This is a genomic window from Streptomyces sp. NPDC050549, assembly GCF_040655035.1.
Classification (GTDB): Bacteria; Actinomycetota; Actinomycetes; order Streptomycetales; family Streptomycetaceae; genus Streptomyces.
The window spans coordinates 185,758-207,657 of the sequence record NZ_JBFAJD010000015.1; the positions used below are offsets into that span (position 1 = coordinate 185,758).

The window sequence follows — 21,900 nt, forward strand, 5'->3', positions numbered from 1 at the left end:
AGTCGTCGGCAACAGGCGTGCCGGTGTGGGGTGTTCCGGCGGGGGCCTAGATCGCTGACACAAGTAACTATGCCCATAGGTCAGTTCAAGCTGCAACCGGCTCCCTGATAATTACAGAACGCCGATTTCTGTCTGGCGGCATCAGCAAGTCGCTGTCAGACTGGCGCCGGTGACAGTCCCTCAGGAGGTTGGGCGTGAGCGAAGCTCGTTCGGGCGCCGGTGCACCCACGGTCCTGCGCATGATCCTCGGCCGACGGCTGCAGGACCGGCGGCAGGAAGTCGGCGTGTCCCTGGAGGACGCCGCCAGGGCCCTGCGGGTGACGTCCCTGACCATCCGCCGCCTGGAGAAGGCCGAGGTCGGCCTCAAACCGCTCTACGTCGAGAAGCTGCTGGAGACCTACGGCGCCGACCGGCAGGAGATCGAGGAGTTCGTCACCCTCGCCGAGCGCGCCAACCGGCCCGGCTGGTGGCACGACTTCCGGGATGTGCTGCCCGGCTGGTTCACCGCCTATGTGAGCCTGGAGACCGGCGCCAAAACCCTGCGCACCTACGAACCGCACTACGTCACGGGACTCCTCCAGACGTACGACTACGCGCGTGCCGTACTGAGCGGCGGCTTCCCGAACGACAACGACGAAGACCTTGAACGGCGGGTGCAGTTACGTCTGCGCCGCCAGAGTCTGCTGGAGAGGCCGGACTCGCCCACGCTGTGGGCGGTGCTGGAAGAAGCCGTGCTCCACCGGGTGGTGGGCGGTCCCTCGATCATGCGGGACCAGATAGACCGGCTCCTCGAGGTCTCGGAACTGGACCACGTCAGTGTCGACATCGTCCCGTTCTCGGCGGGTGCCCACGTGGGGGCGTGCGCACCCTTCACCTATTTCCGGTTCGAGGAACCGGAGCTGCCCGACGTCGTCTACAGCGAGATCCTCTCCGCCTCCATGTATCTGGACCAGCGATCCGACGTCGCGGCCCATCTGGAGGCGCACAACAGGATGTCGCTGCTGACCTCGTCCGCGGACAGCAAGGCGCTCTTGAACCGCATGCGCAAGGAGTACTCATGACCACCACCGACAACACGGTCTACAACGGGATGCCCGCGTCGAACCTCGGCGAGCAGGGCTGGGAATGCCCCTGGAGCGGCCCCAACGGCGGTCAGTGCGTGGAGACCAAGCAACTCTCCGACGGCCGCGTCGCGTTGCGCCAGTCGACCGACCCCGCCGGACCCGCGCTGATCTACACGCCGCAGGAGATGGCCGCGTTCGTCGCCGGGGTCAAGCGCGGCCTGGCCGACCATCTGATGGCCGGCTGAACCAGAACCACGGGCGTGAGGAACTGGAGCCGGCCCGGCTGCGACCTGCCCGAGACGCCGATGCACACCACTTGAGAGGGACAGCATGACCAACCCCCACGCCGCGCGGGACATCGACACCAGCAGGCCGCACTCCGCCCGCATGTACGACTACTACCTGGGCGGCAAGGACCACTTCGAGGTCGACAAGCAGGCGGCCGAGACGGTCGCGGCGGCCTACCCGGCCATCTTCGTCTGCGCCCGCGAGAACCGTGCGTTCATGCACCGGGCCACCCGTGTCCTGGCCCGGGAGCACGGCATCCGGCAGTGGCTCGACATCGGCACCGGCATCCCCACCGAACCGAATCTGCACCAGGTCGCCCAGTCCGTGGTCCCCGAGGCACGGGTGGTCTACGCCGACAACGACCCCCTGGTCCTCAAGTACGCCGAGCGGCTGATGCGCAGCACCCGGCAGGGCCGCACCACCTATGTGCAGGCCGACGTCAACGACCCCGAGACGCTCCTCAACGCCCCGGAGTTGGCCGAGGTACTGAATCTCGGCCAGCCGGTCGCGCTCTCCCTCAACGCGCTCCTGCACTTCGTCACCGACGCCCAGGACCCGTACGGCCTCGTGGAGCGTCTGCTGTCGGTTCTCCCCTCGGGCAGCGCCCTGGCCATCAGCCACTGCACGCCCGACTTCGACCCCGCCACCTGGGACAAGGTGACGTCGATCTACACCAACGCCGGGACACCCGTGCAGTTCCGCTCCCAGAAGGACGTCTCCCGTTTCTTCGCCGGGCTCGACCTGCTGGACCCCGGCATCGCGGTCGGCCACCGCTGGCGCCCCGACGCCGCCGCCGAGGACACCGTGCCGGCGGAGCCGCCCACGGACGCCGAGGTCAGCCTGTGGACCGGGGTGGGCATCAAGCCGTAACCCCCGTCTTCCGCGGGCCCCTGGGCAGTTGCCCCGGGGCCCGTAGTCATGTGCCGGGGCGGCGGAGATGGAGACCGGCCGCAGGGCACCAGCGATGTCACGTGCGGGAAACCTTGACGCGGGCGATGCCGGATGCCACGATTCCGGCGCTGAAATGTTTACGTAAACATCGCCCCGGTCCCCCACACCTGGCCCACCGGGTACCAGGACGGCGAGCCGATCCCACCCGTCCGCCCCGGCATCTGTTCCGACGGCCGCTCAGCCGCGCGCAGGCCTCGCCATGCGCCGAGTCGCCATTCCTGAAAGGGCAAGTCGATGCGCACCATCCCCGCCAGAACCCGTCTGCGGGCCACGTTCGTGGCCGTCGCGATCGCCGCGGTCACCGGCACCACGCTGGCCGGCGGCCCCGCCTCCGCCGCGCCGAGCACGAACACGTCCCAGTTCAAGGGCGTCAACTGGGCCGACCCGCGCGACAACTACGCCGACGACCCGGTCGTCCTGTCCGGCCTGTCGCTCACCGACACCTACGCCCAGACGTACACGAAGGCGAGCCGCGTCATCGCGGCGTTCCGTGCCAACCTCGGCGCCAACACGGTGCGGCTGCCCATCAACCCGTACACGGTGAACGGCAGTTACTGGAAGTCGTACCGCGGTGTCATCGACGCGGCGACGGCGCAGGGCTTCAAGGTCATCGTGTCGTACTGGGAGGGGACGGGCGCCAACAAGGACGGCTTCATCGACGACCCCGCCACGTACTGGCCCATGTGGGACACCGTGGTCAAGGCGTACCAGCACAACCAGCACGTCTACTTCGAGCCGATGAACGAGCCCCACGGCTACACCGACGCCGAGTGGGCCGACCTCGCCGCCAAGTGGCTCGACACCTACTCCCATGTGCCGCGCAACCGGGTGTTCGTGAGCGGCGCCGGCTACAACGACCACGTCACCACAGTCTGCGCCGACCCGCGCCTGAAGGGCACCTACCTCTCCCTGCACCACTACGGCTTCTGGAAGGACTACGCCACCTACGACCAGTGGGTGAGCGACCTCAAGGTACGTCTCGGCGACTGCGCGAACCGTACGGTGGCCGACGAGTTCGGTGCCCCGATGACCACGGGCCTGAACTACAACGTGCCCACCCCTGCCGACAATTCGGTCAACTTCATCCAGGCGGACACCGACACCTTCCGCAAGCTCGGCATGGGTTCCGTCTACTGGCCGGGTCTGCGCACCGACGACACGTACTCGATCCAGAAGCTCATCGGCGACGCGGCCCGCCCCTGGCTGGCCACGACCAACCAGTCCGGCGCGGACCGCCTTGCCTGGGCCTGGGGCAGGGGACGACCGGTCAAGTCCTGACCGCGGACGGGGCCGGCGGCGTGATCCGTTCCCGCGAGATGGCGGGCGGGGCGGATCGCGGCACCCGCCTCATGGTGAACTGCTCGGCGGCGTAAGGACGTTCACGGTCAGAGCGCCGGGGACAGTGCCACGCTGCGCCGCGCCCGGTCGATGTCGGTGACGACGACATCGACCTCGTCGCCCACTTGAGGGATGCCCTCCGCCGTCTCCACGGGCATCCCGGCCAACTCCCGCAGACGGACCAGTCCTTCAATGCCGTCGGCGACCCGGACGAAGACGCCGAACGGGACCACCTCGGTGACCTGTCCGTGCTGTGCCTGCCCCACCGTGACCCCTTCGGCGAACGCCGCGAAGGGGTCCGGCTGCATCGCCCTCAAGGACAGCCACGCCTCTCCGTTCCAGTCGTCGAACTGGAGGAACTCGCACGAGACGCGCAGGCCGACCCGACCGGCGTCGGAAGCCGCGTCGATGTGACGCCATGAAAGTTCGGGGATCGTGATGAACCCGACGCCGGGCGGTCAGTCCTCTCCGGCCTTGACGGCAGCGACCTCCCGCATCTCCGTGATCCTGTCGTCGAGGACGGAGAAGATCGACGTCACCCGGAACTCCTCCCGCCCGGTCTCGCCGGCAACGACGGCATGGTCGCCGTCTCGCGTACGGATCAAGATGTCGTGCTCGATCACAATCCTGTCCCCCGATTCCAGGTACGTGCAGTACGGCTCTCGGACCTCCACCGTCTCGTACAGCTCGGGAAAGACTTCGAAGTGCTTCCACAGCGCCTCGATACCGGCCGCCTTGACCGACAAAAGCTGACGATCCGTCCGTCGTCCGCCCAGTAACGGTGAATCTCGGCGACGGCACCGCCCCTTTCGACATCACCAGGACAGGGCCGGGCAGGGCCGACGATCATCTTGGTCGCCACACAAGGACCGTAACGCACCCCTTGGTCACCGCACAGGGAGCGCCGCACTACGAGTTGACACCTTGGTCACCGACCAAGTTCACTGGTCGCGTTCTTGTCGGTCAGCGAACAAGAGAGTGAGCGGGGGAAATCAGGCCGAAGACGTGGTTCATCACCGGAGCCTCGAAGGGGTTCGGCCTGGAATGGGCGGAAGCCGCGCTCGAACGCGGCGACCAGGTCGCCGTGACCAGTCGCTCGGAGTCCGCGTTCGACGACCTCGTCGCGAAGTACGGCGACGCGGTGCTGCCGCTGCGACTCGACGTCGCCGGCCGCGCGGCGGCGTTCGAAGCCGTGCAGGAGGCGGTCGACAAGTTCGGTGGCCTCGACGTCGTCGTCAACAACGCGGGCTACGGCCTGTTCTGCATGACCGAGGAGGTGACCGAGCAGCAGGCCCGCGAGCAGATCGAGGTCAATCTGTTCGGCGCGCTCTGGGTCACCCAGGCGGTGCTGCCGCACCTGCGCGCCCGCGGTTGCGGCCACATCATCCAGGTGTCGTCCATCGGCGGCGTCGTCTCCCTGCCCGGACTGGGCCTCTACCACGCCTCCAAGTTCGCCCTGGAGGGCTTCACCGCGAGCCTCGCCGCCGAGGTGAAGGACTTCGGCATCAAGGTCACGCTGGTCGAACCCGTAGGGTACGCCACAGGATGGGCCGGCCCCTCCGCGGTGCAGACCCAACACCTGCCCGCCTACGACGACTTCCGCGCCGCCATGACGCGGATCTCCGCGCGGCGCGGCGATCCGGGTGCGACGCGAGCGGCGATCCTCACCGTGGTCGACGCGGAGCAGCCGCCACTGCGGATCTTCTTCGGTGAGGAACCGCTGGAAATGGTCACCAAGGAGTACCAGGCACGGCTGGACGAATGGCGGAAGTGGGACGGCGTCTCGAAGATGGCGTTCGGAGCCTGAAGGGTCTTGCACAAGGCTGTGTGCTGGGCATCTCCGGTGTGCGGCTGGTGTGTTGAGGGCCGCAGGGATGCGGGTGGAGACGTTCAACGGCCTGCAAGTAACGCAGTTCGCGCACCTGTTGAAGGAGACCGGAGGTGGCCGCGTCCAGCTGCACGTACTGACGAACTACGAGATCCTCCGCGACTGCCGGCGGCGCGGCCCAGGGCGCGACGGGTGGCGGGCGGATCCGCCCGGGAAATGAGCGGCGGGGTCCCCAGGTAAGCGGTACGGTGCGCCGATGTCCGCGATCAAGAAGTTCCAAGTCACCTTTGACTGTGCAGAACCGGAGCGCGTCGCCCGCTTCTGGTGTGAAGTGCTGGGGTACGTCGTACCGCCGCCACCGGAGGGGTTCACCACCTGGGACGACTTCAACCGCACCCTGCCTCCTGAGGAGCGGGGAACATGGTTCGCCTGCAGTGATCCCTCGGGCGTGGGTCCTCGCCTGTACTTCCAGCGCGTCCCCGAAGGCAAGACCGTCAAGAATCGGGTGCATCTCGATGTCCGGGTCGGCACCGGGCTGGTGGGGGACGAGCGCCTCGCCGTGCTCGAAGCCGAGTGCGCACGACTGGTCGCGCTCGGCGCGACCCACGTGCAGACGCTGTACGCCGACGAGGAGAACGAGTCGTGCATCCCGATGCTGGACATCGAGGGCAACGAGTTCTGTATCGACTGAACGTTCTTCGACTGGGGGGGTGGGCAACCACCTTCCTCGGTCCACTCCGGTCGCGTATGCGGCGCGGGACAGGTGCCGGCGTACGACGACATGCCCAGGCAAGTACCGCTGAACGTACCCGGCTCCGCGAGGTGCTCTCAGAGTCCTGGTGCTACCGCTCCGCTTGGCGCCCCGTCAGCCGCCGGCCAGACTCCGGCGCGCTGCGGTCATGAACGCGGCCCTTGTGTGTTTCGAGGTGCTCGTTCACTTCGGTGTCGCCGATGTCCTGTCCACACCGCCTGGTTGAGCGCGTATCCGTAGAGGCGGACGGGTTCGTGCAGTGCTTCGTCGCACATCGGCATCACATTGCCCGACCCCGTCCACAGCGCGGTCATGACCGGCCCGGCGCCCGTCATCCAGCCGTTCTCATCATCACCCCACGGGTCAGGCCGGCTGTACGCGACCCGCTCGGCCTCCTGCGCCTTCGCGACGAACTCCTTGAGCACCTGCAGTTGTTCCGCCCGACGGCTCTCCGCCGCGGCCACGGCCTGCCTGCGTTGCTCGGTCCGCTCGGTGGACCGCTGAGCGGCACGCTGGGCAAGCGCCGTCAGCCCGCCCCCGACCACAACCCCTGCCAGCGACAAGACCAGTCCCCGGACGTCACCTGCCACTGTGAACCCCTCCCGGAAAACTCACCGGCGTTCGCAACCATGCCTGTGTTATGAATCTTCACGCCTGACCGATGTGACAAGAAGACAGACAACCATTCGACCGGCCAACGGGTGAGGGCCGGTCGGGGTCGCCGATGCCGGGGTCCGCTCCCCGGGCTGCGGTGATCTTCCTGCACAGGAGGACCTCCCGCATGTTCCGACGTATTGGCAATACGGTCGTCCGACATCCCGTCTGGACGATCGTCGCGTGGCTGATCGCGGCGGTGGCGATTGTCGCCACCGCTCCGGGCCTGCCCTCCAACAGTGACGAGAGCAGCTTCCTGCCCAAGAGCTACGAATCCATCAAAGCCGCGGATCTGCAGGTGAAGGCGTTCCCCAGCGCCTTCACCCCGTCCGCCATCGCGCTGTACCAGCGCACCGACGGCGGCACGCTGACCGCCGCCGACAAGAAGGACGTCGCCCGGATCACCACCGAGTTGGGCGAGAAGCACATCGACCAGGTGCAGAAGGTGGTCCCCGGCCAGCCGTCCAAGGACGGCCGCTACACCATGTCCCTGGTCCAGATGGACAGCAAGAACGCCGGCCAGCCGGTTCAGGCGGATGCCGCCAAGGTGCTGCGCGCGGACGTCAAGCAACTGGTCAAGGGCACCGACCTGGAGGTGAGGCTCGGCGGTTCCGCCGCGCAGGCCCTCGATCAGCAGGACTCCTCCAAGCGCGGCGAGGCGCTGATCGGTATCGGGACCTTCGTCATCATCCTGGTGACGCTCCTGATCATTTTCCGGGCGCCGATCCTCGCGTTCCTGCCCCTGCTGCTGATCGGTGTGGTGGCGGCCATCGCCAACGGGCTGATCGCGTACGCCACCAAGCTGTTCGGCCTGCAGGCCAACAGTTCCGTCTCCTCGATCCTGATCGTCGTGCTGTTCGGTGTGGGCACGGACTACTTCCTGTTCCTGATGTTCCGCTACCGGGAACGGCTGCGGGCAGGTGACGAACCGAAGCAGGCCATGATCAACGCGGTCGCCCGGGTCGGGGAGGCCATCGCGTCCGCGGCCGGCGCGGTCATCATCGCGTTCCTCGCGCTGGTGCTGTCCACGCTGGGCTTCCTCAAGCAGATGGGTCCGGCGCTGGCCATCGCCGTCAGCGTCACCCTGATCGCCGGTCTGACCCTGATCCCGGCCGTGGTGTCGCTGATCGGGCCGAAGGTCTTCTGGCCTTCCAAGTCGTGGCAGCGGGAGCCGGAGAACGCCCGGTTCGCCGCCCTCGGCCGCGGCGTACGGCGCCGTCCCGCGCTGACCGCCGCGCTCTCCGGCGTCGTTCTCGTCGCCCTGTCGCTCGGCACCCTCGGCTACAAGGCCACCTTCGATCTGGCCTCGGGTTCCATGCCCAAGACCAAGGAGTCGATGGTCGTCCAGGACGAGATGCAGAAGGCGTACTCGGCGGGTGCCGCCGCACCGACCGACGTCTATCTCTCCAGCGCCGACGGCCGGGCGCTCGACCGGAGCACCTTCGCCGCCTACGCCGAGAAGCTCGGGGCCGTGGACGGTGTCGCGAGCGCCCGGATGAGCCAGGTCAACAAGGGCGGGACCACTGCGGACTTCACCGTGACGCTGAGGTACGAGGCTTCGACGGAGAAGGCGATCGACACCGTGGGCCGGGTGCGCGAGGTCGCGCACTCCGCCGCTCCCGACGGTACGGAGGCCCTGGTCGGCGGCATGTCCTCGATCTACAAGGACATCAACGCCGCGGTCAATCACGACTACCGGACCGTCTTCCCCGTCGCCGCCCTGCTGATCATGCTGATCCTGGGGCTGGTGCTGCGCAGTGTGGTCGCGCCCCTGTACCTCATGGCGTCGGTGGGTCTCGGCTTCGGCGCCACACTCGGCGCCACCGTCTGGATCTTCCAGGACGCCCAGGGGCACCCGGGTCTGATGTTCATGCTCCCGGTGATCATGTATCTCTTCGTGGTCGCCATCGGCACCGACTACAACATCCTGATGATCGCCCGGCTGCGCGAGGAGGCCCGCGAGGGTCGCGATCCGCGCGAGGCGGCGGGTATGGCGTTGCGGTATGCGGGGCCGACCGTGGCAGCGGCCGGTTTCATCCTCGCGGCGACCTTCGCGACCATGATGCTGGCCGGCAACGCGCTGCTCACCGAGATGGGCTTCGCCGTCTCCTTCGGCATCGCCGTCGCCGCGTTCGTGATGGCGATGTTCTTCACGCCCAGCCTCACCGCCCTGATCGGCCACGCAGCCTGGTGGCCCGGCCACGCCGACCGCGCCCGGGAAACAGCACCTGTCCCGGGCACAGATGCCGAGGTCTCCGGCGGCGGGGACCAGGACTCGGTCGCCCACGATCCGGCAGGCCGACTCGGGTAGTCACGACACCGGGGGCCTGTCCGCCGCCCCGACATCCGGCGGACAGGCCCTCACCCAACTCCCGGACGGCGAGACCGAGTTCCCAGCGCTTCATGATCGTCAGCCGGTCGGTACGGCATCAGAGGCTGTCGGCGACGGAGTGCCGGACGCCGTTCCGGTGTCGGAGCACTCCGGGAGCGAGAGCCCGTCGGGGCCTCCGGTGAGCGCCGTGGCCGTGACCCAGCCGGTGCCCCCGGCGCTGAGAGCCAACTCGGCCCACACATCACTCGTGTAGCCGTGGGCCTGCACCGTCTCGCCGTGCGTCATGCACAGTGCCGGGTAGTGGCCGCCCGCCTCGATGTGGCTGGTCCGTTCCCCGGCCGTGCCCGGGCTCGTGCGGACGGGCGCGTACGCGGCGCCTTCCACCTGCGTGGTCCCCGGCACGGCGGACTCGGAAGGTTCGTCCGACGGCTGACCGGGAGTCTCGCCGCTGCCGCTCGGCGACGGCGCGGGCGCCGGTGCAGCGACATACACCGTGGCCGGCGTTCGACGGCTCACCGTCACCCGGTCCCCCGGCCCCGGCGCACCGTCGTCGACGCGCGGCAACTGCACCGCGTCGGCTGCACCGTCGACCGGGATCACGACCCGCGCGACCGTGCCCTCCGCCACCCCGTCCGCAGGCTCCGCCACGTACTGGACCTGCAGACAGTCGGCCGCCAACTCCGTGACGGTGCCGGTGACATCGGCCCCCGCGGACACCTCGGGCAGGGTGATCCCGATGGCTTCGGTTCCCGCGCAGGAGGACGCCGTACCGGCCGGCACCGGTGAATGCTGCTGTTCCGGGGCGTCGGCGATCTGCAGCTGGGTCACTCTGCCGGGCTGTGTGTGCGTGGCGTCGACGACGATCGTGCCGCTCTTCGCCAGGGCAAGGGGCTGCCCGTTCAGTGCGGGCCGGACATGACGGCCATTGGCCTCGATCCGGTACAGGGAGTAGACCGTGCTGGAGCTCTCGGCGACTTCGGCGTAGTCCGGATCCGGCGCGTACGCGGAGTGGACCGCCCCCGTGGTCCGGTCCACGGCCGCGTTCGCGCCGGATGTCGTGCTCCCCTCCAGATGCCGGATGGCCGCCACGAGATACGGCTTGGGGTTGCCCAGCTCTCGCTGGAATCCCGACACCGACACCTCGCCCAGCGGTGTCACGATCGACGCGTCGGCGGAGACGCTGATCTTTCCCGACGAGTCGATCGTGAACGTCACCGGCAGGAACGCGGGTTTGACGGAGACCGTCGTACCCCCTGTCGGGTCCTTGCACCCCGTTGCCACCAGCGCCGCGAGCAGTGCCGGCGCGAGCAGCCTCCCCCGATATCCCCGCATACGTTCCCCCCGATGACCCCGCAATGGGCTGTCCCACCAGTGTGAGTTCGCGGCGGGCCGGGGTCTTCGGGGCAACCACCCGTCTCCTGAACGGAGTTCTCGGTGCAGGCCCTGATGCCGTCGCCCGCCGAGGTCCGCCAGCATGGGGACATGGGCCGCAGCGTGCTGATCGTGGACGACGATCCCGTCTACCGGGCCGCCGTACGCGCCTTGTTGGAGGTCGACGGTGAGTACACCGTGTCGGAGGCGGCTTCGGCGTCGGCGGCCGTCACGGCGATCGCCCGGGGAAACGGTCCCGACCTCGTGCTCCTGGATCTCGGGCTCCCGGGCGAGGATGTGTTCGCCGCCGCCCGGGAGTTGAGCGCGCCGGCGTCGGGGGTGGTGGTCGTGCTGTGTTCGGTGCGTGAGGCCGACGAGTTCGGCGGGCGGATCGCGCGCTGCCCGACGGCCGGTTTCCTGACGAAGGCACGGCTGTCGGCCACCGCGCTCTCCCGCTTCATCACGGCGGACGGCTCGGACGAGGGCTGAGGTCACACGGTTCGATCGGACTGCAGATACGTGAGGACGGCGAGCACACGCCGGTGGTACTCGCCCTCGCTCTCGTCGGGGAGGCCAAGTCGCTTGAAGACGCTGCCCACATGGGTCTCCACCGTCTTGACGGTGACCACGAGGTGGCTCGCGATGGCCGGGTTGGTCAGCCCCTGCGCCATGAGTTTCAGCACCTCCAGTTCCCGCGCGCTGAGTCTGGCCAAACGCCCGTGCTGGTGGGGGCCGTTGAACAGCAGCCGTAGAACCTCCTGGTCGAACTCGCACTTCCCTTCGGCGATTCGGCGCACCGTGTCGAGGAAGTGCTCGTCGGCGACCCGCTCCTTGAGGAGATAGCCGACGCCTCTGACACCGGAACCCGTCAGTTCGGTGAGATGAGTCACCTGAATGCTCTGGGACAGCAGGAGAATCCCCACACCGGGATGGGACTGCCGGATGTCGACCGCGGCCCGCAGGCCTTCGAGGCGCTTTGTGGGCGGCATCCTGATGTCGATCACCGCGAGATCGGGGTCGGTGCGGGCGACCGCCGCCCGGAGGGCGTCCGCGTCGCCGACCTGGGCGGTGATCCGGTGCCCCCGGCTCTCCAGCAGTGCGGCCAGCGCGGACCGGAACAGCCGCTCGTCATCGGCGAGCACGATGCGCAGCGGGTCGGTCCGGCGTACGGCCGCCGGTCCCTCCCCGTGCGGTGTCCACTCCGTGGTCCGTCCCGAACCCGTCATTCTCGTCCGTCCTCCCCCTCGCCCGGAGCCCCCCGCTCGGCGCGCGCCTCCTCGGAGCGCCCGGCCCGTCCGGTCGTCAACGTGGCTGCCACCACGGTCCCTCGGCCCGGCGCGCTGCGCACGGTCATCTCCCCGTCGAACACCGCCACCCGGTCCCGCAGGCCGAGCAGTCCGGTGCCCCCGTCGGGGTCGGCACCGCCGATGCCGTCGTCGGTGACCGCGAGGCGCAGTAGGCCGTCCTCGTGTCGTACGTCGATGTCGATGGTCGTGGCGTGGGCGTGTTTCAGGGCGTTGGTGACCGCCTCCGCCGCGATGAAGTACGTGGTGGCCGCGAGGGGCCGCGGCAGCTCGGGTACCGCTGCGGCGCTGACCCGGACCGGGCAGGGGGACCGGGCGGCGATCATCTCCAGGGCAGCCACGAGCCCCGTCTCGCTGAGGACGGCCGGATGGATGCCGTGGGCGAGGTCGCGCAGCTGGTCCATGCCCTCGCCCATCAACTCCGCGATGCGGTCCAGGAGTTCGGCCAGCTCGGCCAACGCTGCCGGCTCGGGCGACCGCTGGGTGGCCAGCCGCCGGCGTGCCAGCCGCAGCGTCACCAGCGCGGTGACGAACCTGGACTGCGCGCCGTCGTGCAGATCGTGCTCGATCCGCCGGCGCTGTTCGTCGCCCGCTTCGACGATGCGGGCGCGGGATGCCCGTACCTCGGCCAGCTGCGCCTGGACCTCGGCGGCGAGCTGTTGGTTGTCCAGTTCGAGCGCCACCGCCGAGACGACCGCCTCCAGTACGTACCTGTCCTCCCGCAGCGCCGGGTCGTGGAGCAGGACGCCGACCCGACGGCCGTTCCGTTCCAACGGGCTGACCTGCTGTCCCGGGGCGGCACCGAGCGTACGGCCCTGGCTGTCGACGTACCCGACCGCGTCCGGGGCGGGGAACCCCACCTGTACGGAGGTGTCGCCGAGTGCTTTCGCGAGCGCGTCCCGGAGTTGTTCCTCGGAGGCGAGCGGCATCCGGCGGAGCAGGTCGGCCACGGCGGTCCGGCCCATCCGGACGCGCCACACGCCGGCCAGGAACGCCAAGGGCAGCAGGAGTACGGACACATGCGCGATGTTGATGAGGGGGGTGTGGGTCCACGAGGGCCCGGTCCCGAGCATCCCGTCCAGCGCGGAGGCGAGACCGCCGACCAGGCCGACGGCGTAGAGCGGGGCGAGAACGCGTCGGGCGGGGCGGGTAGCGGTCTCCCAGTGGGCCAGCAGGGCGGCGACCACGGCTCCGCTGATGACGAACTGGACCGCGTCGGTCGCCTGCCGCAGCCAGTCCACCGGGTGCACCAGCAGCAGGTTCCGCACCACCGAGGTGGAGAACGGCACGCTCAGCGGCATCAGCACGAAGGCCGTCAGATATCCGGCATCGGCCAGCACGCGGTCGGTCCGGGACCTCAACCGGCCGTCCGGGTACATCAGTAGCAGCGGGACGAGGAAACCGCTGGAGGCCGAACGAACGAGCAGGCCCACGGTGTGCACGACCGGGTCCGGGCTGATCTGGAGGTCCTCCGCGAACCAGCCCCACGCGACCAGCAGCATCATCAGCCCGACGCGGTTGCCGGGCCGTCGCAGCCGGGCCAGCAGTCCGGCCACCAGGTACAGCCCGCCGACGGCTCCCGAGAACGGAATCGTGGTCGTCGTGGTGTACCGGCCAGGAGCGGTCACGATCAGTACGTACGCCCCGAATCCCGCGCCGAACACGGCCAGCGCGACGGCCTCGCGCCGGGCCGACAACCGCATGCCTGGGGCACCGGACAAATGAGCCGCCCCCTCCCCCACCGACGCGACTACTCAGCGTAGGCCCGCAGCGACGCTTCCTGTGGCGGAATCCGCGCAATACGGGTCACTCCGTCGGCGGGGCCGAGCGCACACCCTCAACTCCCGTAACCGGGTTCAGGTCTGGTCGTCGGGGGCCGACTGCAGGAGTCCGCCGACAGCTGACGGAGGCCGGGGAAATGCTGTTCGTTCACCGATTCCGCAGGACGTCGAATTCGGTCACAGGGTCGCGACCACCTCGATCTCGACCAGACAGCCCTCCGCGAAGAGCGTCTCCACACCCACGCAGGTACTCGCGGGCGACGTCTGGCCCTCCCCTCGGCAGCCGGCGATGAGCGCGATCAGTTTCTCCGCGTCGTCGGTGTCGTACCCCACGAGGTGAATGGTCTCCTTGATGATTTTGCTGCGGCTCGAAACTCCGGCGGCCAGTACCGCGTCGATGTTCTCGCAGGCCTTGGTGAACTGCGCGGCCAGGTCGCCCCGGCCGACGAATTTCCCTTCGGCGTCCCACGCGACCTGTCCGGACGTGTAGAGGAGGCCCAGGTCGGGGACCGCCAGACCGTGCGAGATCACACCGGTGAGGGGCGGGAGTTCAGCGGGATTCAGCGCGATGATCGACGACATGGCGAGGCCTTCCCTCTTGCCGGAAGAACGGGTGTTTCCGTCGTTCCCGCGCAGTACGCAGCGGGTGTTCGCCTAATTGCGACGCGACGCCGGAATGGGGTGTCGCATCGGAACGGTTGCCGCCGTCGACGCGATCAGTACGGTGGCGTCGGCATCGTCGCTGCTGGTGAGACGATGTTCCTTCGAAGAGTCGAAATGCACCGAATCCCCGGCATCGAGTTGCAGTGATACGCCCGAGATGTCGAGAGTGATCGCCCCTGACACGACGTGCAGCCATTCCTCGCCGACATGTCGTGCGGTCTTGGTGTGTTTACCGGCCGTCAATTCGACCCGGATGACGGACATCGTTTCGCGAGGCCCGCTCAGTACGGTGTAGCGGCCGTCCTGGCCCTCACGCGTCATCGCCTCGTCGGCGCGCACGAGATGGAAGTCGTCCTGGTCGGGTTCCTGTACCAGTTCACTGATGGATACGCCGTAGACGCGGGCGATCTGCAACAGGCTGCCGATGGACGGCTTGCGTACGCCCTTTTCCAGGCGCGAGAGATGCGCCGAGGAAATGCCGGTCTGTTCGGCCAGTGTCGTGAGGGTGATTCCCCGCTCGCCTCGCATGTCCTTGAGGCGTTGGGCAACCCACAGATCAGTGTCCTCGATCGACATTCCGGCACGGTAACATGCCTGTGAGGTAATTGAACCCGCCTGCCAGGTACATCGAACAGGGCCCTCAGGCGAGCTTGAGCAGTTCCTGCGCGGAGCCGTTCGGGTGCGTCAGCAGGCCGACATGGGTGACGTCGGACAGTGCGACGACCCGGAACCCGCGTTTCTCCGCCGCGGCGGCCACCTCGGTGAAGAAGTCCTGATCGGCACAGTAGACATAGGTGACCGGCTTGGTCGCCAGAACCTCTTCGCTGCCGGGTCCGAGCGGCTCCTCGTGCGTGAATCGCGGCATCGGTGTCATCCTGCTCGACAGCCATGCCGCCCCCTCCTCGTCCGCACCGAGCGCCCCGGTGTCGAGCGGGGCCACCTCCCACTCGGCCGGCCCCCGCGCTTCGGCGAACGCCGGCTCCAGCCAGGGCAGCATCCCGAACGCCGACTCGCCGGTCACTGGGGCGGAGGCGTCCGCGTAGACCACCTGCCCGACGCGGTCGGCGGCGAGCGCGGCGGCTCCCGTGATCACCATCCCGCCGTAGCTGTGCTCGACCAGGATCGTGTCCTGCACCCCTTCGGATTCCAGGAGTTGGGCGGGCGATGGCCTCCGTGTCCAGCCGGCGGGTGAGTGTCGTGTCGCGGTGCAGGGCGGGGAGGTCGACGGTGGTCAGTCGAGGGGCAGCCGGTCGTCCGTGCTCAAGTTCCCTGACGGGTCGAGGAGTTGTATGGGTGGATCGAAGGGGGAGGCCTGCGACGGCGGGTGTTCGGTCGGTGCGATGAGTGGTCTCTTTCAGGGCGACGGGCGATGTCGGGTCGGGTCGGGATTCAGCGCGGGGACATGCGCAGGGCGCCGTCGAGGCGGATGACCTCGGCGTTGAGCATCGGGTTGTCGAGGATGTGGCCGACCAGGGAGGCGTATTCGTCCGGTGAGGCGAGCCGGGACGGTTGCGGTACGGCCGCGCTCAGCTGTGACACACCCAGGCGGCGGCCGGGGTCGGCGGTGTCATCAAGACGGTGCTGGCGATGCGGCACGACCGGCTCCCCCGCACCCTGCACGCCGACGAGCCGTCCCCGCACGTGGACCGGTCGTCGGGCACGGTACGTCTGCTGTCCCAGGACGAGGAGTGGCGGCCCGAGCCCGGACGGCCGAGGCGAGCGGCGGTCTCGACGTTCGGCATCGGCGGGACCAACGCGCATGTGATCCTGGAGGAGGCGGAATCAGACGCTCCACCACCCCGGCACAACACAGCGGCACCCCCATTGCTGCTCTCGGCCACCACTCCGTCCGCACTCCGAGCACAGGCCGCACGTACCGCTGCCTTCCTCCGCGAGCACCCCGAACTCCCCTTGCCGGACGTGGCGTTCACCCAGGCCACCGGCCGGTCCGGACTCCCCCACCGCGTGGCCGTCGCCACCGACGACCGGGCGGCGACCCTGACCGCCCTCGACGCCCTGACGGAGTCCGCTCCCCCGCACACCGCCGTCTCCGCCGCCCGCCTGGCCCTGCTGTTCACCGGCCAGGGCGCCCAACGGACCGGCATGGGAAGGGAGTTGTACGACACCTTCCCGGTGTTCGCGACCGCTCTCGACGCCCTGTGCGCCCGCTTCGACGCACACCTGGAGTGTCCGCTGCGCTCAGTGCTCTGGGACGCGGACAAAGCCGCCTTGCTGGAGCGCACGGACTTCACCCAGGCCGCCCTGTTCACCTACGAGGTGTCCGTCTTCCGACTGCTCGCTTCCTGGGGTGTACGTCCGGACTTCCTGGCCGGGCACTCGGTCGGCGAACTGGCGGCGGCGCACTGCGCGGGCGTGCTGTCCGAGGCGGACGCCGTCGAACTGGTCGCGGCCCGTGGGAGGTTGATGCGGGAACTGCTGGAGGGCGGTGCCATGGTGGCGCTCGACGCCACCGAGGCGGAGGTGACGGCCGAGTTGACCGAGGGGTCGCCATCGCAGCCGTGAACGGCCCTCGCGCGGTCGTTGTCTCCGGCTCGGAGGAGCCGATGCTCGCGCTCGCGCAGCGATTCGCCGTACAAGGCCGCCGTACCGTCCGGCTACGGGTCAGCCACGCCTTCCACTCCCCGCTGATGGAGCCGATGCTCGCCGAATTCGGCCTTGTCGCATGCGAGTTGACGTACGGCACCCCCAACCTCCCGGTGCTGTCGGGCCTGACCGGGCTTCCGGCCACCGGGGAGGAGCTGCGGTCGGCCGCCTACTGGGTACGGCACGCCCGTGAGGCCGTGCGGTTCGGCGGCGCGGTCCACTGGCTGGCGCACGACGGACGGGTGACCGCGTTCGCCGAGCTCGGCCCGGACGCCCATCTCACCGCCCAGGCCGCGACGGCTCTCGCCGGGACCGCCAAGGAACTCCTGTTCACCGCGGTTGCCCGCCGGGGCAGCGCCGAGCCGCGGACGGTGTTCGACGCGCTCGGTCAACTCCACGTGCACGGCGCACGGTTGGACTGGCGCCGGGTCTACAGGGGCAGCGGCGCCCGGCGGGTCGACGGCATGCCGACCCATCCCTTCCAGCGGCAGTGGTGGCCCGTGACATCACCGCGCGGGAGCAACTCGCCGCCGTACTGAAGGAATTCGGGCCCGACCTGACCGCCGTGGTGCACGCGGCCGGGGTGCTGGACGACGGGGTGCTGGCGTCGATGACGCCTGAGCGGCTGGCGGCGGTGCTGCGGCCGAAGGTCGATGCGGCCTGGCAGTTGCACGAGTCGACGAAGGAGCTGCCGCTGGCCCGGTTCGTGCTGTTCTCCTCGGCGGCCGGGCTGCTGGGCAACCCGGGTCAGGCCAACTACGCGGCGGCGAACTCCTTCCTGGACGCGCTCGCGCGCCAACGCTCCCAACTGGGCCTGCCCGCGCTGTCGTTGGTCTGGGGCGCGTGGGCCGACGAGGAAAGTATGGCGGCACGCAGTGGCCGGGTGCACTGCGGACCGGTGCGCGCGGTCTCTCCGGAGCAGGCGTTCGCGCTCTTCGACGCCGCGCTGGGCAGTGCCGAACCGGTCCTGGCGCCACTGCCGTTGGACCACTCGCCCAAGGCGCTCCGGTCCGGGACGGCCGTCCCGCCCCCGCTGCGCGGACTGCTGCGCATGGGCCGGCCCTCGGCCGACGCAGCCGTCACGGGCGGCGGCGGGGTGCAGGACGACAGCGCCGGCTCGTGGCGGGACCGACTCGCGGCCCTGCCCCCGCCCGAGCGGCTGCCCGCCCTGCGGTCACTCGTCCGCACCGAGGTCGCCACCGTGCTCGGACACACCGAAGTCGACGCCGTGGACCGGGACTTCGCGGAACTGGGCCTCGACTCCCTGATGCGGGTCATGCTCTGCAACCGGCTGAGCCTGCTGACCGGAACACCGCTGGCGGTCACCGTGGCCTACGACTGGCCGGACACCGACCGCCTCGCCGAGCACCTGTACGGCGAGCTGCGCGGCACGCTGCCCGACGGGGCCACAGCCGCGAGCGTCCCGGCACCAGTGCGGGCCGGTGGGCGCGGACGCGGAATGGGGCAGTCGCTGCCGGCCCTGTACCGGCAGGTCTGCGAGACCGGTGACGTCGTATCGGCCATGCACCTGCTGGTGACCGCGTCCGTCGGCACGACCGTCTTCGGCCCCGAGGAGGCCGCGCGCCACGCGCTGCCGCCGCTGCGGCTGGCCGCAGGGACCCGGGGGCCGGCCCTGGTCTGTGTGCCCGGCTTCGCCTCCAACCTGGGCCGGCCCCGGTACGCCGGGCTCGCCGCCTGCTTCGAGGGCGAGCGGGACGTGTTCGAGGTGCGGCACTCCGGCGTCGATCACGGAGACGCGGTGCCACGGGACCTGGAGACGCTTGCGGCGTCGCATGCCGCGACCGTGCGGCACCAGCTCGGGGACCGTCCCTGTGTAGTGGTCGGCCATTCCATGGGAGGTGCGGCCGCCCACGCGCTCACCACGCACCTGGCGGGTCTCGGCGCTTCCCCGGCCGGACTCGTGCTGATCGACTCGTACCACATCACCCCGGACCGGGAGGCCGAGCCGTGGCTGCTGTCCCTGCCCGCCCGGATTCCGCTGGCGGCCGGCGAGAGATTCGACACCCTGGTGGACGATCTGACGCTGCTGTCGCTGGGCGCGTACACCCGGATGTTCCGCGGCTGGCAGCCCGAACTCACGCAGGTGCCGAGCCTGTTGGTCCGGGCCTCCGCGCCACTGGCGGACATGCCGTCGAAGTGGCGGTCGTCCTGGCCCGGTGTGCGGGACACGGCGGATGCCCCCGGCACTCATCTCAGCGTGCTCGAAGAGGACGCGCCGACCACCGCCAAGGCCGTCCGCGACTGGCTCGACGGCCTCGCATAGCCCGGCGGGAGATCGAATATCTGTGTTCGCGGCATGAGAAACGGAATTCACGGCCGCACACTCACGATCGCGCCGTGCTACTATTGATCTCAGTTGCAGTTGTGGTTGCCAAACCCTTCAGATGCCCGCACCGCCCTCCGAGGCGGTGGAGCATTTTTTTGTGTGTCCGGTTTTTCTTCCGGCGGGGTGATCATCACGGCGACACGGAGCTCGCACAGTGCGGACTCCGCTGACCGCCCCGAAGGAGAACAAAATGGCCAGTGGCACAGTGAAGTGGTTCAACGCGGAAAAGGGTTTCGGCTTCATCGAGCAGGACGGTGGCGGCGCTGACGTCTTCGCCCACTACTCGAACATCGCCGCCCAGGGCTTCCGCGAGCTACAGGAGGGTCAGAAGGTGACCTTCGACATCGCGCAGGGCCAGAAGGGCCCGACGGCCGAGAACATCGTCCCTGCGTAACACCGACGTTAACTTCGCAGCTGGGGCCCGCACCTTGGGGTGCGGGCCCCAGCTCGCTGCATTTCCCAAGCTTTCGGCGATATTCCGCCGAAGCCACCGGCTCGTTCTTGCGATTCTCTGCGCCGTTCATTCACCGCGGGAATTCCTTGATACGTGCCATATCAAGGAAGGTTCCACATTGAACCGCGCACGTACAAATGATCGCTTCGCGCGAAAGCGCAATGGAAATCCGGAATCCGGAAAGAGTGGCGGCTACCGCTCGGCGGCCCCGACCGGCAACCGCTCCAGCGCCCCGCGCCGCTCCAAGGGCGGCGGTGGCCGACCGGTCGCCCTGCAGGGCGAGTTCGCGCTGCCGAAGACGGTGACTCCCGGCCTTCCCGCCGTGGAGTCGTTCGCCGAACTCGACATGCCCGCCAAGCTGTTGGCCGCGCTGGGCCACGAGGGCGTCACCGTCCCGTTCCCGATCCAGGCGACGACCCTCCCCAACTCCCTTGCCGGGCGCGACGTTCTCGGCCGCGGCCGTACCGGTTCCGGCAAGACCCTCGCCTTCGGCCTCGCGATGCTGGCCCGTACCGCGGGCCGCCGGGCCGAGCCGCGTCAGCCGCTCGCGCTCGTCCTGGTCCCGACCCGTGAGCTGGCCCAGCAGGTCACCGACGCGCTCACCCCGTACGCCCGTGCCGTCAGCGTGCGGATGACCACCGTCGTCGGCGGTATGTCGATCGGCCGCCAGGCCGGGGCGCTGCGCGGTGGCGCGGAGGTCGTGGTCGCGACGCCGGGCCGGCTCAAGGACCTGATCGACCGCGGCGACTGCCGCCTGGACAACGTCACCATCACCGTCCTCGACGAGGCCGACCAGATGGCCGACATGGGCTTCATGCCCCAGGTCACCGGCCTGCTGGACCAGGTGCAGACGGGCGGCCAGCGGATGCTGTTCTCGGCCACCCTGGACCGCAACGTGGACCTCCTGGTCCGCCGCTACCTGACCGACCCCGTCGTCCACTCCGTCGACCCCTCCGCGGGCGCGGTCACGACGATGGAGCACCACGTCCTGCACGTCCACGGCACGGACAAGCAACGGGCGACCACGGAGATCGCGGCGCGTGACGGCCGGGTCATCATGTTCCTGGACACCAAGCACGCGGTGGACAAGCTGGTCAAGCACCTGCTGAACAACGGCGTCCGCGCGGCCGGGCTGCACGGCGGCAAGTCCCAGCCGCAGCGCACCCGCACCCTCGCGCAGTTCAAGGACGGGCATGTGACGGCGCTGGTGGCGACCAACGTCGCGGCGCGCGGCATCCACGTCGACAACCTCGACCTGGTCGTCAACGTCGACCCGCCCACCGACCCCAAGGACTATCTGCACCGCGGCGGCCGTACGGCCCGTGCGGGCGAGTCCGGCAGTGTCGTGACGCTGGTCACCCCCGACCAGCGCCGTGACTTCACCCGCCTGATGACCATGGCCGGCGTGACCGCCGCGGTCACCTCGGTACGGTCGGGCGAGGAGGAGCTGACCCGGATCACGGGCGCCCAGGCCCCCTCCGGCGTCCCGGTCGTCATCACCGCCCCGGTAGTGGAGCAGCGCGAGCGCGCCCGCCGCAGCCCCTCCTCCTCGTCGTCGCGCGGCCGTCGTGGCCGGCCGGCCGGCGAGGGCCGGACCGGCGGCGGCACGGCTCGCCGCAGCGGCGGTGCCGGCGGGAGCGGCAGGGGACAGCGACGGTCGTCCTTCGGCCCTGCGGCCTGAGGATCAACTCGGCCTCTTCGGCGGCCTGTTCGGACGGTTTCCCCTTCTCTCTGTGAGGCAACATGCGTTGTGTCATCGCCCGGTATCCCTTCGATCTCACCAAGCTGGGAGTCCTGGAGACGATGAAGGGCATCAAGCCCGAACTGGTCACGGGTGAGTCCGTGACCATCGGGCGGCGCCGCTACCCCGTCAAGCAGGTGGGGCAGGTCATCACCCGGCAGGACCCGCGCGACTTCAACAGCGGCGAGGTCATCCGGGCCATGACCCGGCTCGGCTTCACCTGTCACGGCCTGCCGGAGGCGGTGCCCGTGCACGTCCTCACCCCGGTGGAGAACGCGTCGGCGCTGCTGGGCAGCGGCGCGCCCCAGGAGGCATAGGAACGACAGCAGTACCGCCGTGAGGGCCCTGCCGACGCGCGGCGGGGGGGGGCGCCCCGCGGGGGGGGGGCCCCGGGGGGCGCCCCCGGCCGCGGCCAGCGAGAAGCCGGGT

Annotated in this window: 22 protein-coding genes and 2 pseudogenes; 14 read left to right on the forward strand and 10 right to left on the reverse strand. The window is 69.4% G+C overall.

The annotated features are described in order from the left end of the window. Positions 1-194 precede the first annotated feature (194 nt). From AB0I51_RS23210 to AB0I51_RS23225, 4 genes are all read left to right on the forward strand, one after another. Positions 195-1,061, forward strand: coding sequence for a helix-turn-helix transcriptional regulator (locus AB0I51_RS23210; RefSeq protein WP_362977968.1), 867 nt, complete (start codon positions 195-197; stop codon positions 1,059-1,061). Beyond that, positions 1,058-1,309, forward strand: coding sequence for a DUF397 domain-containing protein (locus tag AB0I51_RS23215; RefSeq protein WP_362977970.1), 252 nt, complete (start codon positions 1,058-1,060; stop codon positions 1,307-1,309). The genes AB0I51_RS23210 and AB0I51_RS23215 overlap by 4 nt, the downstream gene beginning before the upstream one ends. A gap of 85 nt (positions 1,310-1,394) precedes the next feature. Beyond that, positions 1,395-2,222: an SAM-dependent methyltransferase gene (locus AB0I51_RS23220; protein WP_362977972.1), complete on the forward strand. Its 828-nt coding sequence runs from the start codon at positions 1,395-1,397 to the stop codon at positions 2,220-2,222. 315 nt (positions 2,223-2,537) lie between these two features. After that, complete coding sequence (locus AB0I51_RS23225) at positions 2,538-3,581, forward strand: cellulase family glycosylhydrolase (protein WP_362977974.1); 1,044 nt, start codon at positions 2,538-2,540, stop codon at positions 3,579-3,581. Positions 3,582-3,688: 107 nt separating this feature from the next. On the opposite strand, the gene AB0I51_RS23230 is transcribed toward AB0I51_RS23225, so the two are convergent. Then, complete coding sequence (locus tag AB0I51_RS23230; RefSeq protein ID WP_362977976.1) at positions 3,689-3,949, reverse strand: S1 RNA-binding domain-containing protein; 261 nt, start codon at positions 3,947-3,949, stop codon at positions 3,689-3,691. A 150-nt stretch (positions 3,950-4,099) separates the two neighbouring features. Continuing rightward, positions 4,100-4,387, reverse strand: coding sequence for a hypothetical protein (locus tag AB0I51_RS23235; RefSeq protein WP_362977978.1), 288 nt, complete (start codon positions 4,385-4,387; stop codon positions 4,100-4,102). 245 nt (positions 4,388-4,632) lie between these two features. Between AB0I51_RS23235 and AB0I51_RS23240 the strand changes: the two genes are divergently transcribed. Further along, positions 4,633-5,448: an SDR family NAD(P)-dependent oxidoreductase gene (locus tag AB0I51_RS23240; RefSeq protein WP_362978022.1), complete on the forward strand. Its 816-nt coding sequence runs from the start codon at positions 4,633-4,635 to the stop codon at positions 5,446-5,448. 277 nt (positions 5,449-5,725) lie between these two features. After that, complete coding sequence (locus AB0I51_RS23245) at positions 5,726-6,160, forward strand: VOC family protein (protein ID WP_362977980.1); 435 nt, start codon at positions 5,726-5,728, stop codon at positions 6,158-6,160. Positions 6,161-6,334: 174 nt separating this feature from the next. Here the strand turns inward: AB0I51_RS23245 and AB0I51_RS23250 are convergent. Beyond that, positions 6,335-6,810, reverse strand: a pseudogene (locus AB0I51_RS23250) (hypothetical protein). 191 nt (positions 6,811-7,001) lie between these two features. Here AB0I51_RS23250 and AB0I51_RS23255 point away from each other — a divergent pair. Beyond that, positions 7,002-9,185, forward strand: coding sequence for an MMPL family transporter (locus tag AB0I51_RS23255; RefSeq protein ID WP_362977982.1), 2,184 nt, complete (start codon positions 7,002-7,004; stop codon positions 9,183-9,185). 99 nt (positions 9,186-9,284) lie between these two features. On the opposite strand, the gene AB0I51_RS23260 is transcribed toward AB0I51_RS23255, so the two are convergent. Further along, positions 9,285-10,538, reverse strand: coding sequence for a hypothetical protein (locus AB0I51_RS23260; protein WP_362977984.1), 1,254 nt, complete (start codon positions 10,536-10,538; stop codon positions 9,285-9,287). A 150-nt stretch (positions 10,539-10,688) separates the two neighbouring features. On the opposite strand from AB0I51_RS23260, the gene AB0I51_RS23265 reads away from it, so the two are divergent. Then, positions 10,689-11,066 carry a response regulator gene (locus AB0I51_RS23265; RefSeq protein ID WP_362977986.1) on the forward strand — a complete coding sequence of 126 codons (378 nt, stop codon included), beginning with the start codon at positions 10,689-10,691 and terminating at the stop codon, positions 11,064-11,066. 2 nt (positions 11,067-11,068) lie between these two features. Here AB0I51_RS23265 and AB0I51_RS23270 read toward each other — a convergent pair whose 3' ends face one another. From AB0I51_RS23270 to AB0I51_RS23295, 6 genes and pseudogenes are all read right to left on the reverse strand, one after another. Next, positions 11,069-11,803, reverse strand: coding sequence for a response regulator transcription factor (locus AB0I51_RS23270; protein ID WP_362977988.1), 735 nt, complete (start codon positions 11,801-11,803; stop codon positions 11,069-11,071). Beyond that, positions 11,800-13,584 carry an ATP-binding protein gene (locus tag AB0I51_RS23275; protein WP_362977990.1) on the reverse strand — a complete coding sequence of 595 codons (1,785 nt, stop codon included), beginning with the start codon at positions 13,582-13,584 and terminating at the stop codon, positions 11,800-11,802. The genes AB0I51_RS23270 and AB0I51_RS23275 overlap by 4 nt, the downstream gene beginning before the upstream one ends. 255 nt (positions 13,585-13,839) lie before the next feature. Beyond that, entirely contained in the window at positions 13,840-14,244 is a 405-nt protein-coding gene (locus tag AB0I51_RS23280; RefSeq protein WP_362977992.1) for a RidA family protein, read from the reverse strand. A 72-nt stretch (positions 14,245-14,316) separates the two neighbouring features. Then, positions 14,317-14,901 (reverse strand): helix-turn-helix domain-containing protein, encoded by a 585-nt coding sequence (locus AB0I51_RS23285; RefSeq protein WP_362977994.1) that lies wholly within the window; start codon positions 14,899-14,901, stop codon positions 14,317-14,319. Between the two features lie 64 nt (positions 14,902-14,965). Further along, the gene (locus AB0I51_RS23290) at positions 14,966-15,475 is read right to left on the reverse strand and encodes an alpha/beta hydrolase (RefSeq protein WP_362978024.1); all 510 of its coding nucleotides are present in this window, start codon (positions 15,473-15,475) and stop codon (positions 14,966-14,968) included. 239 nt (positions 15,476-15,714) lie between these two features. Next, positions 15,715-15,855 (reverse strand): annotated as a pseudogene (locus AB0I51_RS23295) (3-hydroxyacyl-CoA dehydrogenase); the annotation flags it as partial. Positions 15,856-15,912: 57 nt separating this feature from the next. Between AB0I51_RS23295 and AB0I51_RS23300 the strand changes: the two are divergent. From AB0I51_RS23300 to AB0I51_RS23325, 6 genes are all read left to right on the forward strand, one after another. Further along, positions 15,913-16,848 (forward strand): acyltransferase domain-containing protein, encoded by a 936-nt coding sequence (locus tag AB0I51_RS23300; RefSeq protein WP_362977996.1) that lies wholly within the window; start codon positions 15,913-15,915, stop codon positions 16,846-16,848. Continuing rightward, a complete protein-coding gene (locus tag AB0I51_RS23305) occupies positions 16,845-17,468 on the forward strand; it encodes an acyltransferase domain-containing protein (protein WP_362977998.1) in 624 nt (207 codons plus the stop codon). Before AB0I51_RS23300 ends, AB0I51_RS23305 begins: the two co-directional genes overlap by 4 nt. Beyond that, complete coding sequence (locus AB0I51_RS23310) at positions 17,423-19,213, forward strand: alpha/beta fold hydrolase (protein WP_362978000.1); 1,791 nt, start codon at positions 17,423-17,425, stop codon at positions 19,211-19,213. The genes AB0I51_RS23305 and AB0I51_RS23310 overlap by 46 nt, the downstream gene beginning before the upstream one ends. 253 nt (positions 19,214-19,466) lie before the next feature. Beyond that, the gene (locus AB0I51_RS23315) at positions 19,467-19,670 is read left to right on the forward strand and encodes a cold-shock protein (RefSeq protein ID WP_019056860.1); all 204 of its coding nucleotides are present in this window, start codon (positions 19,467-19,469) and stop codon (positions 19,668-19,670) included. Positions 19,671-19,848: 178 nt separating this feature from the next. Then, positions 19,849-21,411 carry a DEAD/DEAH box helicase gene (locus AB0I51_RS23320; protein WP_362978002.1) on the forward strand — a complete coding sequence of 521 codons (1,563 nt, stop codon included), beginning with the start codon at positions 19,849-19,851 and terminating at the stop codon, positions 21,409-21,411. Positions 21,412-21,473: 62 nt separating this feature from the next. Next, on the forward strand, positions 21,474-21,788 hold the full coding sequence (locus AB0I51_RS23325) for an SCO5918 family protein (protein WP_362978004.1): 315 nt from the start codon (positions 21,474-21,476) through the stop codon (positions 21,786-21,788). The last annotated feature ends 112 nt before the right edge of the window (positions 21,789-21,900 follow it).

Excerpts from the sequence above, each read along its gene's own strand:
- AB0I51_RS23215 (WP_362977970.1), top strand. The coding sequence starts at position 1,058 with ATGACCACCACCGACAACACGGTCTACAACGGGATGCCCGCGTCGAAC.
- AB0I51_RS23220 (WP_362977972.1), top strand. The coding sequence starts at position 1,395 with ATGACCAACCCCCACGCCGCGCGGGACATCGACACCAGCAGGCCGCAC.
- AB0I51_RS23225 (WP_362977974.1), top strand. The coding sequence starts at position 2,538 with ATGCGCACCATCCCCGCCAGAACCCGTCTGCGGGCCACGTTCGTGGCC.
- AB0I51_RS23230 (WP_362977976.1), bottom strand. The coding sequence starts at position 3,949 with ATGCAGCCGGACCCCTTCGCGGCGTTCGCCGAAGGGGTCACGGTGGGG.
- AB0I51_RS23245 (WP_362977980.1), top strand. The coding sequence starts at position 5,726 with ATGTCCGCGATCAAGAAGTTCCAAGTCACCTTTGACTGTGCAGAACCG.
- AB0I51_RS23255 (WP_362977982.1), top strand. The coding sequence starts at position 7,002 with ATGTTCCGACGTATTGGCAATACGGTCGTCCGACATCCCGTCTGGACG.
- AB0I51_RS23260 (WP_362977984.1), bottom strand. The coding sequence starts at position 10,538 with ATGCGGGGATATCGGGGGAGGCTGCTCGCGCCGGCACTGCTCGCGGCG.
- AB0I51_RS23265 (WP_362977986.1), top strand. The coding sequence starts at position 10,689 with ATGGGCCGCAGCGTGCTGATCGTGGACGACGATCCCGTCTACCGGGCC.
- AB0I51_RS23270 (WP_362977988.1), bottom strand. The coding sequence starts at position 11,803 with ATGACGGGTTCGGGACGGACCACGGAGTGGACACCGCACGGGGAGGGA.
- AB0I51_RS23275 (WP_362977990.1), bottom strand. The coding sequence starts at position 13,584 with ATGCGGTTGTCGGCCCGGCGCGAGGCCGTCGCGCTGGCCGTGTTCGGC.
- AB0I51_RS23280 (WP_362977992.1), bottom strand. The coding sequence starts at position 14,244 with ATGTCGTCGATCATCGCGCTGAATCCCGCTGAACTCCCGCCCCTCACC.
- AB0I51_RS23285 (WP_362977994.1), bottom strand. The coding sequence starts at position 14,901 with ATGTCGATCGAGGACACTGATCTGTGGGTTGCCCAACGCCTCAAGGAC.
- AB0I51_RS23300 (WP_362977996.1), top strand. The coding sequence starts at position 15,913 with ATGCGGCACGACCGGCTCCCCCGCACCCTGCACGCCGACGAGCCGTCC.
- AB0I51_RS23315 (WP_019056860.1), top strand. The coding sequence starts at position 19,467 with ATGGCCAGTGGCACAGTGAAGTGGTTCAACGCGGAAAAGGGTTTCGGC.
- AB0I51_RS23325 (WP_362978004.1), top strand. The coding sequence starts at position 21,474 with ATGCGTTGTGTCATCGCCCGGTATCCCTTCGATCTCACCAAGCTGGGA.